The organism is Paracoccus sp. (in: a-proteobacteria) (assembly GCF_047605025.1).
In the GTDB taxonomy this organism is placed as follows: Bacteria; Pseudomonadota; Alphaproteobacteria; order Rhodobacterales; family Rhodobacteraceae; genus Paracoccus.
Genome location: NZ_JASGGO010000004.1, coordinates 87,995 through 103,929 on the forward strand (window position 1 = coordinate 87,995; position 15,935 = coordinate 103,929).

Genomic DNA, 15,935 nt, shown 5'->3' on the forward strand with positions numbered 1-15,935 from the left:
GGCCCCCCCCTTTCCTCAATCCAGCGCCAGTTCGGTGATTTCCCGGCGAAAGGGCAGATCGTCGCCCCGGTCGGGTTCGTCCAGTTCGCGCGCATAGCGATGCCCGGCATAGGTCGCCCAGGCGATCGGCCCCGGCGCATTGGCGTCGCCGATGATCTTGACGGAACGGATGCCCGCATCGGCCCAATCCGCCTCGCGCGCCTTCAGGTCCAGATACAGCCCGTTCTCCTCGCGCCGCGAGGTGACCATGACCACGGCATCGCAGCCATGCTCTTGCGCCGCATCGGTATAGACGCAATTCGAAATGACATGCCCCAGGGAAATACCGCCAACCCCACGGTTCAGCACGATGTTCACGCCCATGCCGGCCAGGCGGCGATGGATGGTGTGCTGTTCCAGCGTGTTCAGCGTCCAGTCCGACAGATAGGCCGAGGGGGTGATGATCGTGACCTCGCAGCCTTCCGAGCGCAACAGTTCGGCCATCACCCCGCCCATGTAATAGTGATCGTCGTCAAAGATCACCACGCGGCCCTGGGGCCTGCGCCCCTGCATGATGTCGTCGGGCGTATAGATGGGGACCGAGCCGTCCATCGGCATCGGCGTCACATGCTGGCGCGCGACTCCATCGGCCCGCCATTTGGCCCCGGTGGCGATGCAGATGTTCTGAAAGCCGAATTCCAGGATCGACTCGGCATCCAGGGCGCTGTCGAAATAGGTCTCGACATTCGGGCGCTGGCCGATCTGGTATTGCCGGTATTCGACCACCCGGCCCCAGGCCGAAAGGCCCGGCAGACGGCGCTCGCGCGCGACGCGGCCGCCCAGTTCGGTGCGCGCCTCGGCCAGCGCCACGTCATAGCCGCGCAGCGACAGGGCGCGGGCCGCCTCAAGCCCGGCGGGGCCGGAGCCCACGATCAGCACGTTCTGGCTGGTGCCCTTGGGGTTCATCCGCTCGGGGTGCCAGCCCTTGCGCCACTCCTCCATGAAGGTGGGGTTCTGGGTGCAGCGGCTGATCGACATGGTCATGTCGCCGGTGATGCAGATATTGCAGCCGATGCATTCGCGGATATCCTCGATCCGGCCCTCCTCGATCTTCTTGGGCAGGAAGGGATCCGCGATCGAGGGCCGGGCGCAGCCGATGAAATCCAGCGTGCCCGATTTGATCATCCGCACCATGGTATCGGCCGAGGTGAAGCGCCCGACGCCCACCACCGGCTTCGAGGTCAGGTCGCGAATGCCCCAGACAAGCTGTTCCTGCGCGGATTCGTCCTTGAAGCGCGACGGACCCGAGCAATCCTCCCAGGTTCCATGCGCCAGATCCCACAGGTCGGGCAGGTCGCGGTTCATCTCGATGAACTCGCGCACCTCGGCATTGGAAAAGCCCAGGGCGCCGATGCTTTCGTCCAGGCTGACGCGCAGGGTCAGGCCCATCGTATCGCCCACCGCATCGCGCATATCGGCGATGACCTCGTTCACGAAGCGCGAACGGTTCTCCAGGCTGCCGCCATATTCGTCCGTGCGCTGGTTCGTCGCGCGGGACAGGAAATGCTGGAAGATGCCGAAGCCATGCGCGCCGTAAAGGCAGATCAGGTCGAACCCCGCCCGCTTCGAGCGTTTGGCCGCGTTCACGAACCAGCGGCGCAGGTCGCGGATATCGGACCTGTCCAGCGCGCGGGCCTGCACCGGGTCGTTGGTGAAGGTGCGGATCGGCATGGCCGAAGGCGCCAGCGGCACCTCCTTGGTGTAAAGATTCGGGCCATTGATGCCGGAATAGGCAAGCTGAATGCCGGCCAGAGCGCCCTGGGTCTTCATCCGCTCGGCCATCTTGGCAAGCTGCGGGATATCCTTGTCCTCCCACAGGCGCAGCTCGATGAAGGGGGTGATTTCCGAGGTGTGATGCATCTCGCATTGCTCGGTGAAGATCACGCCCCAGCCGCCCTCGGCCTTGATGCCGCGCATGGCCGCCGCGGCCGAGGGGTCGCGATAGCCGCCACCATTGCAATGCGGCACCTGGTAGAAGCGGTTCTTCGCGGTGACAGGGCCGATCCGCATCGGTTGGAACAGAATGTCATAGCGGGGATCGCGCAATTTCGTCTCCTAGAGGCTGGGTGCGAGGGGGGGGCACCTTGCGGGGCCGTCAGGCCCGGTATTTGATCCAGACGGTCTTCAGCGCCGTGTATTTTTCCAGCGAATGCAGCGACAGATCGCGGCCGAAACCGGACTGCTTCATGCCGCCGAAGGGGGTCTGCGCCGAAAGCGCGTCGACCGTGTTGACCGAGACCGTGCCGACATGCAGCCGGTCCGCCACGCGGCAGGCCCGCGACAGGTTGTCGGTCCAGACCGAGGCTGCAAGACCATAGATCGAATCGTTGGCCATCGCCACCGCCTGATCCTCGCTGTCGAAGGCGATCACCGACAGGACCGGGCCGAAGATCTCGTCCCGTGCCAGCGGATCGTCCTGCGCCACGTCGGCGAAGATGGTGGGCTGCACGAAACAGCCCTTGCCGTCCACGGTCACGCGCGCGCCGCCCGTCACCAGCCGCGCGCTTTGCTTGCCGGCCTCGACAAAGCGCATGATGCCCTGGGTCTGCTTTTCGTCCACGATGGCGCCCATCTTCGCATCCGGGTCCAGCGGGTCGCCGGGCTGCATCGCCTGCGCGCGCGCGACCAGCTTTTCCAGGAAGCGGTCGCGAATGGATGCCTGAACATACAGCCGAGAATTGGCCGAGCAGACCTCGCCCTGGTTGAAGAAGATGCCGAAGGCCGCCATGTCGGCCGCCGCGTCCAGATCCTCGCAATCGGCGAAGACGATATTGGGGCTTTTGCCGCCGGTCTCGGGCCAGACCTGTTTCAGGTTCGACTGGCCGGAATATTCCATGAAACGCTTGCCGGTCGCGGTCGAGCCGGTGAAGGCCAGGCAATCCACGTCCATATGCAGCCCCAGCGCGCGCCCCGCCGTGGCCCCGAAGCCCGGCACCACGTTCAGCACGCCATCGGGCAGGCCGGCCTCGGCAGCCAGTTCCGCCAGGCGCAGCGCCGACAAGGGCGATTGCTCGGCCGGTTTCAGCACCACGGAATTGCCGGCGGCAAGGGCGGCGGCGGATTTCCAGGTCGCCATGTCCAGCGGAAAGTTCCACGGCACCACCGCGCCGACGACGCCCAGGGGCACGCGGCGCACCAGCGCCAGGTCGCCGGGGCCGGTCGGCGCCACCTCGTCGAAGATCTTGTCGATGGCCTCGCCATACCATTGGAAGAAATGCGCCGAGCCGGGGGCATCGACGGTCGCCGCGTCCCGGACCAGCTTGCCCATGTCCAGGCTGTCCAGCAAAGCCATCTCGTGCAGGTTCGCGCGGATCAGATCGGCCAGCTTCAGCAGCACCGCCTTGCGCTCGGCCGGGGCCTTGCGCGACCAGCGGCCATCGTCGAAGGCGCGGCGGGCGGCGGTTACGGCCAGGTCCACATCGGCGGCGTCGCATTCCGCGACCTCGGCCAGCACCGCGCCGGTGGCCGGGTTGATGCTATCGAAGACGCGCCCCGAAACCGCATCCACGAATTTCCCGTCGATGAAGGCCCGCCCCCGCGGCCGCAGGCTTTCGGCGCGCGTTTTCCAGCCCTGGTGATCCAGCATGTCCTTATCCCCTGTTGCTCGGCGTCACGTCGCGCCGTTCTATTCGTCGCCCGGCACGCCGTAAGAGGGCGCCGCGCGCGGGTCCAGCGCGCGCTGGACATAAGCGTCCAGTTGCGGCCTGTAGATGTCCCACAGATCGGCCAGCGACTGGATCGGGCAAGCCTCGGTCCAGTCGCAGCGCAGATCGGCGACAGGCCAGGCGACCTTGTCGACGATCTTCATGCCGGCGGAATGCACCGGCCCGGCCTCGCCGCCCGCCGCAAGCCCCGCGCGCATCGCAGCGATCAGCCGGTCGCCGATATGGCCCCGCGACGCAAGGAAACCGTCCACGATCGCCTGCGGCACGCCGTCATTGGCCAGCAGGTTGCCGCCCGAGGCCACGTCCGGCCCCTGCGCCTGCGTCCAGATGCCCAGCGAGTTCGGCCCGGAATGGATCGCCGTGCGGCCTTGGGCATCGACGGCCAGAACCTGGCGATATTCGATGAAGCGACCGCGCCGCGCCACCTCGGCCACCGCCTCGGGGGCGGAAAGCCCGTCCTGCATCAGGTCCAGCGCCAGCGGTCCCAGCGTCGGATCGGTGACGTTCTGGCTGGCGACGGCCCCCACGCCCGCGCGGGCGAAGGCGCAGCGCGCCGCCACCGCCGGCGAGGAGGACGAGATAGCCATCCCGAACATGCCCGTATCCGCGCAGCGGGCGACAAGCGAGAAGGTCATCGGCTTAATCCGGGATGACGGCGGTGCCGTCGATCTCGACCAGCCAATCGGGCCGCGCCAGCGCCTGGACCACCAGCCCGGTCGAGACCGGATGCACGCCCTTCAGATATTCGCCCATGGTGCGATAGACCGCCTCGCGGTGGCGCACGTCGGTGATATAGACCACGACCTTGACCAGATGCTCCATGCTGCCGCCGGCCTCTTCGATCAACTGGCGGATATTCTGCATGACCTTATGGGTCTGCTCGACCGGATCGTGGCTTTCGATGTTCTTGGCGTCGTCCAGGTTCTGCGGGCACTGGCCGCGCAGCCAGACGATGCGCCCCCCCTGGGTCACGACGGCCTGGCACAGGTCGTTGTCCAGGTTCTGTTCGGGATAGGTGTCCTTGGTGTTGAACTTGCGGATGCGGGTATGGGCCATGGCTTGGATCTCCGAGGGGATGCGGCATCGATTGTCCCGGCGCTGCCGCGATTTGAAAGAATTCTCTGGCTCAGCACTGCTGAGGATCAGGCTAAGCCTGCCCGCCGCCGGCCTGGCTGTGATAGTCCAGATATTTCCGCTGAATGGCGATCTGTTCGGCGATATGCCCGGCATCGTGCCAGACGCCCCAGATGAAGCTGGAGCCGCGCCGCGATTGCCAGGGCAGGCCCAGGAAATAGATCCCCCGCTCGGGCGAGACGCCGCGCTGGTGGATCGGACGGCCGCGCGTGTCGAAGGCGTCGGACTTGATCCAACCGTAATCGACGGCAAAGCCGGTGGCCCAGATGATCGTGGTGATCCCGGCTTGCGCCAGATCCAGCGACAGGATCGGGTCGGTCACGCAGCCCGGATCGGACTGGACCTCGCGCGCCGCGGGCTCGGGGGGCAGGTCCAGGCCGTTGCGGGCGATATAGTCGTCGGCCTCGTCCAGAAGACCCAGGTAATTCGCATCGCCCCGGTCCAGGTTCAAGTTCAGGTCCGGGGCAAAGCCCAGCACGCCATCGGCATGGGTTTCCGTCCGGCCCAGCAGGACCATGCCCCGATTGCCCAGGCGACGGAAATCGACGGTCTGGCCGCCATGCGCGCCGCTGACGGCGATGGTCACATGCTCGGTCCCCGGCGCGGGCGCGGCAAGGTCCCATTTCCCCAGGACACCCAGCCACCAGCAGAAATCCCGGCCGCGATAGGCACGCGGCGGGCGGTCATGCGGCCCGACCGAAAGATAGACCTCGCGCCCCGCTGTCAGCAATTCCTCGGCGATCTGCGCCCCCGAGGAGCCGGCCCCGATCACCAGGACCGCGCCCGGCGCAAGCTGGCCGGGATTGCGGTAGCCGGTCGAGTGCATCTGCGCGATGCCCGGCGTCTCGGGGATCAGGGGGGGAATGATCGGCTTCTGAAAGGGGCCGGTCGCGGCCACGACATGATCGGCCTCGATCACGCCTTCCGAGGTGGTCACGGTAAAGCCGCGCCGGCCCTCGTTGCGGCGCACCTCGCGCACCTCGACACCGCAGCGGATCGGCGCTTCGATCCGGCGGGCGTAATCGACGAAGTAATCGGCCACATCCTCCTTGGCGGGGAAGGCATCGGGATCGCAGCGGAATTCGGCCCCCGGAAAGCGGTCATGCCAGGCGGGGCCGTTGGCGACCAGCGAATCCCAGCGTTCCGAGCGCCAGCGTTCGGCGATGCGACCGCGTTCCAGCACCAGATGCGGGATGCCCGCGCGGCCCAGATGCTCGCTCATCGCGACGCCCGCCTGACCGGCGCCGACAACCAGCGTGTCGATCTTTTCATCTGCCATTTCCGCATCCTTTCTGGCTGTCCAAGGGAAAGGTCCCGTCCTTCCCCCGCTCTATCCTGGGACGGGAAACGCGAAAATTACGATTTGATGCAGCAAGGCTTAGGCGGAGCCTAAACCTGCCGGGCCGATCCCGGCCTTCTCGGCCCAGCGGAAATCGGCGCGATAGATCTGCGCCAGCCGCTCTTGCGCATTGGCGCTCAGATCGGCGGGCGTCAGCTTGGGGCCGCCGCGCTGCTCATGCGGCAGGCGCAGGGACCGGCCGATGCGCTGGCTAAGCTCGGCCACCATCTGCGGCAGTTCGGCCATGGTGTAGATCTGCTGGAAATAGCCGGGATCCCGGCCCAGGAAGCTGACCTGCGGCGCGACATGGTGCCGGATCGAGGGCGAGAACTCACGATAAAGCTCGATCCGCTCGACGAAGCTGTCCAGATCGGGATCGGGCAATGCCCCCGCCTTCTGGGCGGCGGGCGACAGCATCTGCGCCGAGAGTTCGCGAAAATGCAGCACGCGATTCGAATAGCATGACAGGAAACGCGCGACGGGATCGCGATAGACGGCAAAGCGCCAGAAATCGGCGACCCCCTTCAGATCCTGGCGCGCGAAGGGCTGCGTGCCGTAGAAATTGTGGATGTGGAACATCTGCCCGAACCGCCGCAGAGGCTGGAAAGGCCGGCCGTTCTCGATCTCGAAGAACATGCTCTTGATCGAGGTGCAGGCGACCTTCGGCACCGGGAAATAGGCGATACGCTGAGAGGGAAGGATCAGGGCCATGGGCATGGATGCTCCCGGCGGCGACGCCGGGAGCGGTCCGTCTCAGGCGACCTGGCGCTGCGGATCGGCCTTGGCCCCTGCCGCGATGGCTTCAAGATAATCCGCCGGCTTCAGCCCGGTCCCTTTCAGGAAGTCGATGTAGCGGGCGCATTTCATCGCGCGGAAGCGGTCGTATTCCGCGCCGTCGAAGTGCAGCAGTTCCCGCAGCCGGCTGCGCGTCAGCGGCTGGGTCAGATCATTGGCGCGCAGGAAGGGCACGCCGGTCTCGCGGCACATTTCCTCGGTCCTGGTGTCGATGGTGACGGTGCAGGCCATCCGCTCGGCCTGGATCGCCAGTTGCGCCCCATGGAAGCGCGGGCCGATCAGCAGGTCGTGGCGGCGCAACTCGTCCATCCAGGCCGGCACGTCGTAATACGAGCGCGCATAGTTCAAGGCCCAGTCCTTGAACTGCTCGGGCGTGTAATGCGGGACGGTGTGCTTGTGCAGCCGCGCGATCGCATCCGGCTCGATCTCGTCGAAAAGTCCGCGCGAAATCTTGATCATGTTCCCCATCGACTGGACGATATAGACGCCAGGAAATTGCGGGTCCATCATCATGGCGATCAGCTGCTGCTCGATCTCGCGGGTTTCGCGCCAGGCTTCATGCCCACCCGCGACCGCGATGCGCCGGGGCATGGGGTTCCGCTCCCAGTTCGCCTGGATCCGCAGGCCCAAATCCGGCCGGGGATTGATGAAATGCGACGGGCAGCCGTTCGCGATCGTCTGAGCGCCCGTCAGCTTTTCGATCTGCTCGGAAGTATAGGGGCCACGGGTATAGATGTTCTGAATGCCATGCCGGCGGCCATTCTCGATCAGCACGTCAAGCCAGGCGCGGGTTCCCTCGGTCAGTTCGACATCAGCGCCGAATTCCTTGGCCTGCGCGCCAAGGCCGATGGCGATGATCGGCTTGTTCACTTGCGCCAGGTTCTTCGCCAGACCGCCCAGATCCGTATGCTTGCCCAGTTGGTTGGCGCAGGGAATGACAACATAGTCCACGCTTTCATTCAGCACCTCGGGCCGGACATGCCAGGGGAAATACTGGACCTCGGCGTCGATCTGACTGCGGACGGCATAGACGAATGCAAGGTTTCCGTTATTGTGGCCGACTTTGCGATAAAGCATGTCGAAGTCGGAATTCGAATAAAGCCCGCAATTTTCGCTTTCCCAAAGAAGGCCGATTTTCATGATACATTCCTTTATATTGGACATCGTCCGGTCGAAAGATTTGATTTAGCTGGCCTTCTGAAGGCCGCTCTTGGTCAAGCCTGTGCAGGCCCGTTCCCATTCCGCCTGGAAGCCCGCCAGATCCAGCGGAGGGGTGATGCGGGACTTGTATTCCGCAAGCCGCGCCGCGTCGCCATGCACCGACAGGATCGCCGCGGCCAGTTCGGCGGCGTTGCCGACGCGGAACTGGATGCCCCAACCCGCCGTCTTTTCCGCCATCCCGCCGATATCCGAGGCGATCATCGGCGTGCGCGCGGCGCGGGCCTCCTGGATCACCACCGGCGAATTCTCCCACCAGACCGAAGGGATGATGATCCAGCCATAGCCGCGCATGATCTCGACGCAATCCTGCGGGCGATAGCGGCCGCAGAAACGCACGCATTGGGGCAGTTCCAGATCCGGCCACATGCGCGCGAAGCTTTCCTTGTCCACGCCGTGGATCTCGATCGCCAGCGGCAGGTCGCTTTCCGTGCCCTGCGCCTCGATCAGGGCGGCGGCGCGGACCAGCACGTCCAGGCCCTTGGTCGGCGTCGCCTGGCCGAAGAAGGCAAAGCGGCAGCTTTTGCGCAAAAGCGCCTCCTCGGTCTCGGGGCAGGCGTCGTCGGCGTGATCAAGGCCATTCTCGATCACCGCGATGCGGCCCGGCGCGACCCCCCAACCCTCGAAGCGGTCGCGCAGGAATTCGCTGGGGGAAAGCAGATGGTCAAAGACGGCCAGCATCTCGGTCATGCGCGCGCGGCGCAGCACGAAATCGGCGGGCGGCCGCAGCAGACAGGCGGCGCAGGCCACCTCGCTTGAGGCATAGCACAATTCGCCCGAACGTTTGACCATCTGGCCGTGATTGGCGCAGATCGCGGTCAGTTCGTGCAGCGTGCAGATGAAGCGCGCCTTCGGCAGCGCGGCGCGCAGCCGCCGGATCGTGCCAGCGCCGATGTTCCAGAAATGGTGAAAGTGATAGATATCGGCCTGAAAGGACAGCAGAAACTCGACGATCCAGTCTTCGTCCGCGATGCGGGCATGTTCCATCTGGAATCCGTCCATGCCCCGGCCCTGCATGCAGAAATCGCGCGGGCTGAAGCTGATGACCTGCTGGCTGCGGCCAAAGAACTTGTCGCTGTCCTCGGGGCCGATGGTCGAGCCGACGAAAAAGGCATCCTCGTTCAGGGACAGCAGATGCTGGAACTGGCGATAGGCGGCGACCTCGCCACCGCCATAGCGCAGGTTCGGGTGGGAATGGGATACGATGACGATACGGGTCATGCGGCGAGCACCTCCATCAGCTTGCGGCTTTCGGCATCGTAAAGATGCAGGTCCATCCCCCCCGGCAGGATGCGCGCGCACGGGCCCGAGCGGCCGATGAAGCTAAGCGTGCCGGGCAGGATGTCGGTCCCCGCCGCCCCACCGGCGATCAGATGGCCGGCGATATGGCGCAGGCGGGCTTCCTGGGTCAGGAAGACAGCCGGAGCGCAGGCCAGCATCTGTTGCAGGCTTTGCGTCGGGCCGATCATGGCAAAGGGCAGCAGATCGCGCTGGAACCGCGCGGCAAGGTCCGCGCTGGTGCCGCGGATCGCGCCGATGGCGTCGAGCAGCGTGACATGGAAAGGCTCGCGCGGCTTGCCGGACGCCAGAAGCCCGGCCGAGGCGGGCATCTGGAACAGGACCGAACTGCGGCCAAAGAGCAATGTCTCGGGCAGCGGCCCGGTCTTGGGCAGCGCCATCGCCACGCCATGCAGCCGCAGGCCGGCGGGCAGTTCGCGGGCCGCACCCTCGACCGCCTCGGCCAGTTCGCGCGACAGCCGGTCCCGCAGCAACAGCAGTTCGACCGGGCGGGCCAGGCGCTGACCGACGCGGCGCAGCACGTCGCGCAGGTCGTTATCGGGCAGGTCATGGTCCAGAAGCAGCAGCACTGGACCATTGCGCGCGCGCTGCGGCTTGACCGGGGGCTGCCAGGCCGGCATCGGGCCAAGCATCGCCGCGCGCAGCCGGGTCTTCAGCGCCATGTCCGGCAGGTCAAGCTGGACCTGGCAAAGCTCGGCCGCGAAATCGTCCGGGGGCGTCTGCACCGTCGGGGCCAACACACCGGCCGCGTTTTCCTGTCCGGGCAGCATAAACAGCACCCGGACCGGACCGCGCGGCTCCTGCGGCAGGGCGAAGGCGCCGGCATAGCCGTCATCGCCGGTAAAGCGATAGCGCGGCGCATAGGGCGCCAGATCGGCGCGCGGCAGGGCACCGGGAAACAGTTCGACCCGGCAGATCTGCGCATCGTCCAGCGCCAGCGCCACCAGTGGCTGGGTCTGGGGAACGGCGGGCATGAACCAGCCCGAGACCAGCCCCTGCCCCGCCGGATCGATCAGACAGCGATCCATCCCAAGGCCGAACTCGTCGCTTTCGGAATTCAGCAGGGGCGCGAAGCGCAGCCGCGCCACGGCTGCCAGCGCCGCCTCGCCCAAGGGTGGCCGCAGCGCACCCTGCGCCAGCAGGCGCAGCCAGGCGAAGAACAGTTCATCGACGCCGATTTCGACCAGCCGCAACTGATCTGTCACCAGCCGCTCGGGCTGGATCTCGATGAATTCATGGCCGGACTTCACATGCACGGTCGCATTCCCGGCCATATCCAGGCCGGCCAGGTCGAAGACCGCCAGCACCCCGAACCGTTCAGCGGTGCGCAGGTCGCGGCGGGCGTGGCGGGTCAGAAGCTGCGGCGCCAGCCGGGCCTCGTCCACATAAAGCTCAAGATCCAGCCAATGATCGCTGCTCCAGCCGGCAACAACCAGAACGTCGCCGTCATCGGCGAAGCAGAAATCCAGGTTCAGGGACAAAGCGTCATCCTTTCGTCAGGGCCGCGCCATCGCGGGCACGGCCGGGGGGCGTCAGGCCAGGGTCAACGCCAGCGCGCTGAGAAGCAGGCGCGGCGCGGGGTGGCGCAGGTGGATGATGATGCGGCGGCCTTGGTCGCCCTCTGCCGGCTCGGGCAGCGAAAGGCTGCAAAGCGAGACGGAATCGCGCATGATCCGCCATTCCGTATGCCCACTGTCGCGCACCTCGCCATCCTCGCCGAAGCTGCGCAGGAACACATCGGCCACCAGCGGCAGCTCGGCCAGCGCATTGCATTCGATGAAGCATTTGGAGACCGGGTCCGAGGTTTCGAACAGCGGCGCCTCAAGCGTCATCCATTGCAGGCCGGCACCGCGCAATTCGATCGCATTGATGTCGTCCGAGGCCGCCAGCACATCGCAGCGGGTGCCGCTGGGCAGGCAGGTTCCGAAGGCGGGGGTGATATTGTTGTAGCCGCCCGCCAGGCCAAGCTTGGGCCGGCCGACCAGGGCCGAACGCGCCTCGGCCAGAAGGTCGATGCGGCTGGATTGCAGGGCGGTCAGAACCGATGCGGCGGCTTCGTAATTGCGCAATGCGGCAGCGTAGATCGTCGTCACTTAATTTATCCTTTCATGGAGATATAAAACATCCGCTTATCGCCGCTGATCGGCGCCCCCCCCATTTTCCATCCAGCCAGGCCAGCAGCGGCGCCGCCGCCTGCCCCCAGTCGCGTGATCCCCGCGAGGCCGCGGCCGAAACCCGCCGCAAGATCTCGCGGTCCTCGTCCAAGGCCAGGATGCGCTCGACGAAGCCCTCCTCGCAGCCCTGCTCGGCGATGACATAGCCGTTCACGCCGTCCCGGATCGCCTCGCGCATGGCGCCGACCTCGGTGGCCAGGACGACGACGCCCAGCCGCTGCGCCTCAAGGACCGAAAGCGGCAATCCCTCGTAATGCGAGGGCAGCACCAGGATGTCGGTCGCGGCCAGCAGCGCGGTCAGCGCCTCGGGTCCACGCATGGCACCAAGCATGCGGGTTTGCTGCGGAAAGCTGGTTTCGGCGGGATCGTCCACCACCGATTGCCCGGCAATGGTCAGCTGCATCTCGGGCGCGTGCCGGGCCAGGCCGCCATAGATCGCGGCAAGCCGGGCGACGCCCTTTTGCGGATCGAGCCGGCCCATGAACAGCACCCGCAACGGCGCATCCAGATCGGCACGACCGCGCGCGGCCAGCACCTCGGCCACCCGGCCGGGCGTCATGGGATAGCCCGGCGCATTGACCACGGGCATCAGTTTGCCCTGCGGGATGCCATGCGCGTTCATCCACGAGGCCAGCGCCTGCGAGCAGGTCAGGAACAGGTCATAGGCATGCTCATAGGCCAGGGCAAGCTTCGGCGGGCCATAGTTGCGGCCGTAAAGGCTGCGCTCGACCAGATGTTCGTGATCGATCATCAGCACGCCCTGGCGCTTCAGCCGGTCGGCTACCTTGTGCAGCGCGGCGGAATGAGCATTGATCACGGCATCCATCGAGGAAAGCAGCCCGACCAGATCGGCACGCTCCATCCCCTCGCCCCAGCGCGGCTCGGCGGTGCCCATGTATTCCGGGCCGGACCAATCCAGGGTCGCGGCGTCGGGCAGCCAGTTCACGCTGTGAAAGGCCCGCAGCGCCCAGCCGTCGCCATGGATCGGGCGGTCGCTGGCGATGAAAAGATGCAGCCGATGCCCCGCCGCAGAAAGTTCGCGCGCAAGGCTCGCCGCGACCTTCTCGACCCCGCCAAAATCGAAGATCGGCAGCACCAGCCCGATATCCTTGCGGCCCTTTTCCTTCAGCAGCGGCAAGACCACCCCGCCCGAGGCCGCCTTGCGCGGGATCTCGACCGCGCTGGCGCGGTTCGCGGCGCCGCCCGGCTCGCGCCAGCGCCAGCTTTGCTCCAAGGCGGGAAGATAGCGGCTGCGATGCATCATCAGCAGGAAGCTCCGCAGGATCTCGGTCGCGCCATCCGCATGGGGCGGTAACGGCGCAAGCCCGTCCAGGTCCATGCCCCAGCTTGTCACCGGATGCGGGTTCGGTGCGCGTTCGACATCGCGGATCCAGTCCAGATCCTGACGCAGGACGATCCGGCGCAGTTCCTCGGCACCCAGCACGACCCCATCCGGCGGCAGAGCGGGGTTGCCCAGCCCGTCATGCACAGCATGGCCCGATTCCGAGGCGTTCAGGAAGAACAGGTCCAGATCCCGCTCCGCCCCCTGCCGGGCCAGCCGCCGTTCCGCGATCCACAGGAAATTGTGCATCAGGCGCGCCTGCTTCAGCCGCGCGCTGACGCCCTCGCGCAGCACGATCAGCATCGCGGGCGCGTGATTGGCGTAGGGGTCGGCGAAATGGGCGAAAAAGCGGCGCTCAAGCTCGGCCAGGGGGACCGGCTCGGCATGGTCGGGATCGGTGCACAGGATCGCGCTGTCGCCCTCGATGATGGCATAGCGCGGAAAGCGCGCGGCCTCCAGCGCCAGAAGCGCCGGCACCGAGAACAGCCAGCGATGCTTGTTCTCAAGAAAACGCCGCAATTCCTCGTCCAGGTCGTGCGAATGCGACAGCATGCTGGCCGGGCGCTTGCGATACAGCAACAATGGCTCGGCCAGAGGCTTGCCGCGAAAGCCCGAACGCGCGGCCGAGAGCCAGAAATCCCAGTCCTCATAGCCCTTCTTCATCGCCTCGTCGAAGCGGATCCCAGCCTCGAAGACGCGGCGGCGGATCAGGCTGCCCGCCTCGCACAGGTTCAGATGGGCGTGAAAAAGCAGGCTTGGATCGTGATCGGCGATATAATGGCCCTTTTGCCCGAAAAAGTCGAAATCGGGATAGAACCAGTCGCAGTCGGGATCGCGCGCCAGCGCCCGCATCACCGCCGCGCCCGCGCCCGGCACCAGGGTGTTGTCGGCGTCCAGAAGCAGCAGTCCGGCGATGTCGGGATCCGCCCCCAGCGCCGCGCGGATGCCGCGATTGCGCGCCGCGCTCAGCCCACCATTCGTAAAGTGCAGCGCCAGCATGCGCGAACCCAGCAGCGCCTGCCAACTCGCGATGCTGGCGCGGGTCTCGTCATGTTCGCAGCCGTCGTCGACCACCACCAGCCGGCGGATGGCGCCGCTCTCCATCTCGCGGTGGACGGCGGCCAGGGCGTCGTCCAGCAGCACCGGATGGCCCTTGATCGGCACGATGACCGAGATCTGCCCCACCTCTGTCATTGCAGCGTCAAGGGCATGTTGTCGCGGCGCGAGATGCGGAAGCCGCGGAACAGGCCCCAGCTCATGTCATTGGGCATGTCCGAGGCCAGCGACACCGCCAGCAGGATATCGGCCCGCCCCATGATCGTCTCGACCGGGATGCAATGCGCCTGCGACCAGCCATGCGCGGGCAGGCCATGCACCCAGGGCCCCATGCGGCGCTGCCAATAGCCGTCCTCGTCCACCTGGCCATGGGGCGCGACGCCGACGCTGAAATTCAGGCTGGGTGCGCGCGGATGGCCGACATTGACCAGGGCCGAGATATGGGCCAGCGCCGGCAACTCGACATCGCGGATGACGGCGCAGACCGCCCCCTGGCGCGAGGGGTGGACCATGATCGCGTCCTCACTCTCCCAGAAGGCGGTCGAAACATGGTCCGTCGCCAGCGGCGGGACGGCGAAAAGCTCGGGCAGCGGCAGTTCGGCGGGCGAGATGAAGCCCGCATCGCCCGGCAGGACCGGCGCGCGGTCGGGCAGAAGCAGCCCCGGCTCGGGCAGGCGGACGCCGGGCAGGGATTTCCAGACCCGGACCGCCAGCACGCGCTCCTCGCCGGGCGTGCCGGCCAGACGCGCGGCAAAGCTCGGGTCGGGAACGGCATGGCCCAGCCCCAACGCAAAGGGCTGCGCCCCCGTCCAGGTCAGCCGTAGCACGCAATCCTGTTCCGGGCCGGGCAGCGGGGCGGGCAGCACGAAGCGCATCCAGCCCGCATCCACCCCCGCCAGCGCCGGGCTGCGCGCCAGATCGTGGCTTTGCCCCGAGGCGCAGACCAGATGCAGGGTCAACCTGGCCAGATCCTCGCGCAGGCCGGCCGGAACCCAAAGATCGACCGCCGCGACCGAGGCCGCGCCCACCGGCAACCGCTGCGCCAGTTCGGCCCCCGGCGCCAGCGTGACCATGCTGCCGACCGGCTCCCAGGACAGCGCGCGCATGAAACGGGGATTGCCGAGCGTATAAAGGAAATTCTCGACCGATTTCAGATTCTCTTCCAAATCTCCGTTTTCACGCCGCAGAATCGCGGCGGAAAGGCGGGCACGGCCGGCATCCTCTTCGCTATTCACCGCGCGGTTCAGCAGGATATCGATCAGGTCGCAATAAAGCTGCTTTTCATTCGCGGAATCGAATATGACCCTTGGAATCTTTCCCAGATATTCGGGAACCGATGGCAACGACCCCGAGCCCTTCTTTTTCAAGACGATAGCCAGCGGGCGATCACCCGGAGAAAGAAGCAATTCCCCGGACTTGGGGCTGAATTCCACACAATATATTGATCTGGTTGAGACTATCGCCTCAACGGCAGCCTTCATTCCGGCCGGAACAAGAATAACTGATCGCATGTTTGACGACTCCAAAAACGGACAGACCCCACATGAGGAATCGAAAATTTGAATATCGAGAAAGCCCGTGCAACTGCACACGACCACTACCATGCAACCTGTGCCTGGAAAACGATCCTGGCGATCCCTGCCAGATATTTGACCGTTTCGTGCATCCATAACCGTATTACGAGACCGGGGATATTCCGGCAAGGACACCCCGTCAATAGATTTTCATGGATCAGAATCCCTGCCCTCTTGCGGAAAGCACGCAGGATTCCCGACAGATTTTGATCATTTAGACTGCGCTTAATGAATTTTTAACCAATCCCAGCGCCGGCAATTGGCATTATATTCATTTTGTCCATATCGTGCCGCGCCGCA

General features: G+C 65.8%; 12 protein-coding genes. All 12 read right to left on the bottom strand.

What is annotated here, in order from left to right; all coding sequences use genetic code 11:
* Nucleotides 1-15 precede the first annotated feature (15 nt).
* The 12 genes from QM682_RS04090 to QM682_RS04145 all read right to left on the bottom strand — a co-directional run bounded on the left by QM682_RS04090 (nucleotide 16) and on the right by QM682_RS04145 (nucleotide 15,404).
* The gene (locus tag QM682_RS04090) at nucleotides 16-2,085 is read right to left on the bottom strand and encodes an NAD(P)-binding protein (RefSeq protein ID WP_415127373.1); all 2,070 of its coding nucleotides are present in this window, start codon (nucleotides 2,083-2,085) and stop codon (nucleotides 16-18) included.
* A 49-nt stretch (nucleotides 2,086-2,134) separates the two neighbouring features.
* Nucleotides 2,135-3,625: an aldehyde dehydrogenase gene (locus QM682_RS04095; protein WP_415127375.1), complete on the bottom strand. Its 1,491-nt coding sequence runs from the start codon at nucleotides 3,623-3,625 to the stop codon at nucleotides 2,135-2,137.
* Between the two features lie 39 nt (nucleotides 3,626-3,664).
* Nucleotides 3,665-4,339 carry a DUF1028 domain-containing protein gene (locus tag QM682_RS04100; protein WP_415127377.1) on the bottom strand — a complete coding sequence of 225 codons (675 nt, stop codon included), beginning with the start codon at nucleotides 4,337-4,339 and terminating at the stop codon, nucleotides 3,665-3,667.
* 4 nt (nucleotides 4,340-4,343) lie between these two features.
* Nucleotides 4,344-4,760, bottom strand: coding sequence for a RidA family protein (locus QM682_RS04105; RefSeq protein WP_415127379.1), 417 nt, complete (start codon nucleotides 4,758-4,760; stop codon nucleotides 4,344-4,346).
* 91 nt (nucleotides 4,761-4,851) lie between these two features.
* Entirely contained in the window at nucleotides 4,852-6,117 is a 1,266-nt protein-coding gene (locus tag QM682_RS04110; RefSeq protein WP_415127381.1) for a flavin-containing monooxygenase, read from the bottom strand.
* A 99-nt stretch (nucleotides 6,118-6,216) separates the two neighbouring features.
* Nucleotides 6,217-6,888, bottom strand: coding sequence for a sulfotransferase family 2 domain-containing protein (locus tag QM682_RS04115; RefSeq protein WP_415127383.1), 672 nt, complete (start codon nucleotides 6,886-6,888; stop codon nucleotides 6,217-6,219).
* Between the two features lie 42 nt (nucleotides 6,889-6,930).
* Nucleotides 6,931-8,112 carry a polysaccharide pyruvyl transferase family protein gene (locus QM682_RS04120; protein ID WP_415127385.1) on the bottom strand — a complete coding sequence of 394 codons (1,182 nt, stop codon included), beginning with the start codon at nucleotides 8,110-8,112 and terminating at the stop codon, nucleotides 6,931-6,933.
* Between the two features lie 45 nt (nucleotides 8,113-8,157).
* Nucleotides 8,158-9,411 carry a glycosyltransferase gene (locus tag QM682_RS04125; RefSeq protein ID WP_415127387.1) on the bottom strand — a complete coding sequence of 418 codons (1,254 nt, stop codon included), beginning with the start codon at nucleotides 9,409-9,411 and terminating at the stop codon, nucleotides 8,158-8,160.
* On the bottom strand, nucleotides 9,408-10,970 hold the full coding sequence (locus QM682_RS04130) for a hypothetical protein (RefSeq protein ID WP_415127389.1): 1,563 nt from the start codon (nucleotides 10,968-10,970) through the stop codon (nucleotides 9,408-9,410). The genes QM682_RS04125 and QM682_RS04130 overlap by 4 nt, the downstream gene beginning before the upstream one ends.
* A gap of 51 nt (nucleotides 10,971-11,021) precedes the next feature.
* Nucleotides 11,022-11,582: a hypothetical protein gene (locus QM682_RS04135; protein WP_415127391.1), complete on the bottom strand. Its 561-nt coding sequence runs from the start codon at nucleotides 11,580-11,582 to the stop codon at nucleotides 11,022-11,024.
* 13 nt (nucleotides 11,583-11,595) lie between these two features.
* Nucleotides 11,596-14,199 carry a glycosyltransferase gene (locus tag QM682_RS04140; protein ID WP_415127393.1) on the bottom strand — a complete coding sequence of 868 codons (2,604 nt, stop codon included), beginning with the start codon at nucleotides 14,197-14,199 and terminating at the stop codon, nucleotides 11,596-11,598.
* The gene (locus tag QM682_RS04145; protein WP_415127395.1) at nucleotides 14,196-15,404 is read right to left on the bottom strand and encodes a DUF6212 domain-containing protein; all 1,209 of its coding nucleotides are present in this window, start codon (nucleotides 15,402-15,404) and stop codon (nucleotides 14,196-14,198) included. Before QM682_RS04145 ends, QM682_RS04140 begins: the two co-directional genes overlap by 4 nt.
* Between the last annotated feature and the right edge of the window lie 531 nt (nucleotides 15,405-15,935).

What these genes read in the sequence shown, in the direction of transcription:
- QM682_RS04095 (WP_415127375.1), bottom strand. Translation starts at nt 3,625, where the DNA reads ATGCTGGATCACCAGGGCTGGAAAACGCGCGCCGAAAGCCTGCGGCCG.
- QM682_RS04100 (WP_415127377.1), bottom strand. Translation starts at nt 4,339, where the DNA reads ATGACCTTCTCGCTTGTCGCCCGCTGCGCGGATACGGGCATGTTCGGG.
- QM682_RS04105 (WP_415127379.1), bottom strand. Translation starts at nt 4,760, where the DNA reads ATGGCCCATACCCGCATCCGCAAGTTCAACACCAAGGACACCTATCCC.
- QM682_RS04110 (WP_415127381.1), bottom strand. Translation starts at nt 6,117, where the DNA reads ATGGCAGATGAAAAGATCGACACGCTGGTTGTCGGCGCCGGTCAGGCG.
- QM682_RS04115 (WP_415127383.1), bottom strand. Translation starts at nt 6,888, where the DNA reads ATGGCCCTGATCCTTCCCTCTCAGCGTATCGCCTATTTCCCGGTGCCG.
- QM682_RS04120 (WP_415127385.1), bottom strand. Translation starts at nt 8,112, where the DNA reads ATGAAAATCGGCCTTCTTTGGGAAAGCGAAAATTGCGGGCTTTATTCG.
- QM682_RS04125 (WP_415127387.1), bottom strand. Translation starts at nt 9,411, where the DNA reads ATGACCCGTATCGTCATCGTATCCCATTCCCACCCGAACCTGCGCTAT.
- QM682_RS04140 (WP_415127393.1), bottom strand. Translation starts at nt 14,199, where the DNA reads ATGACAGAGGTGGGGCAGATCTCGGTCATCGTGCCGATCAAGGGCCAT.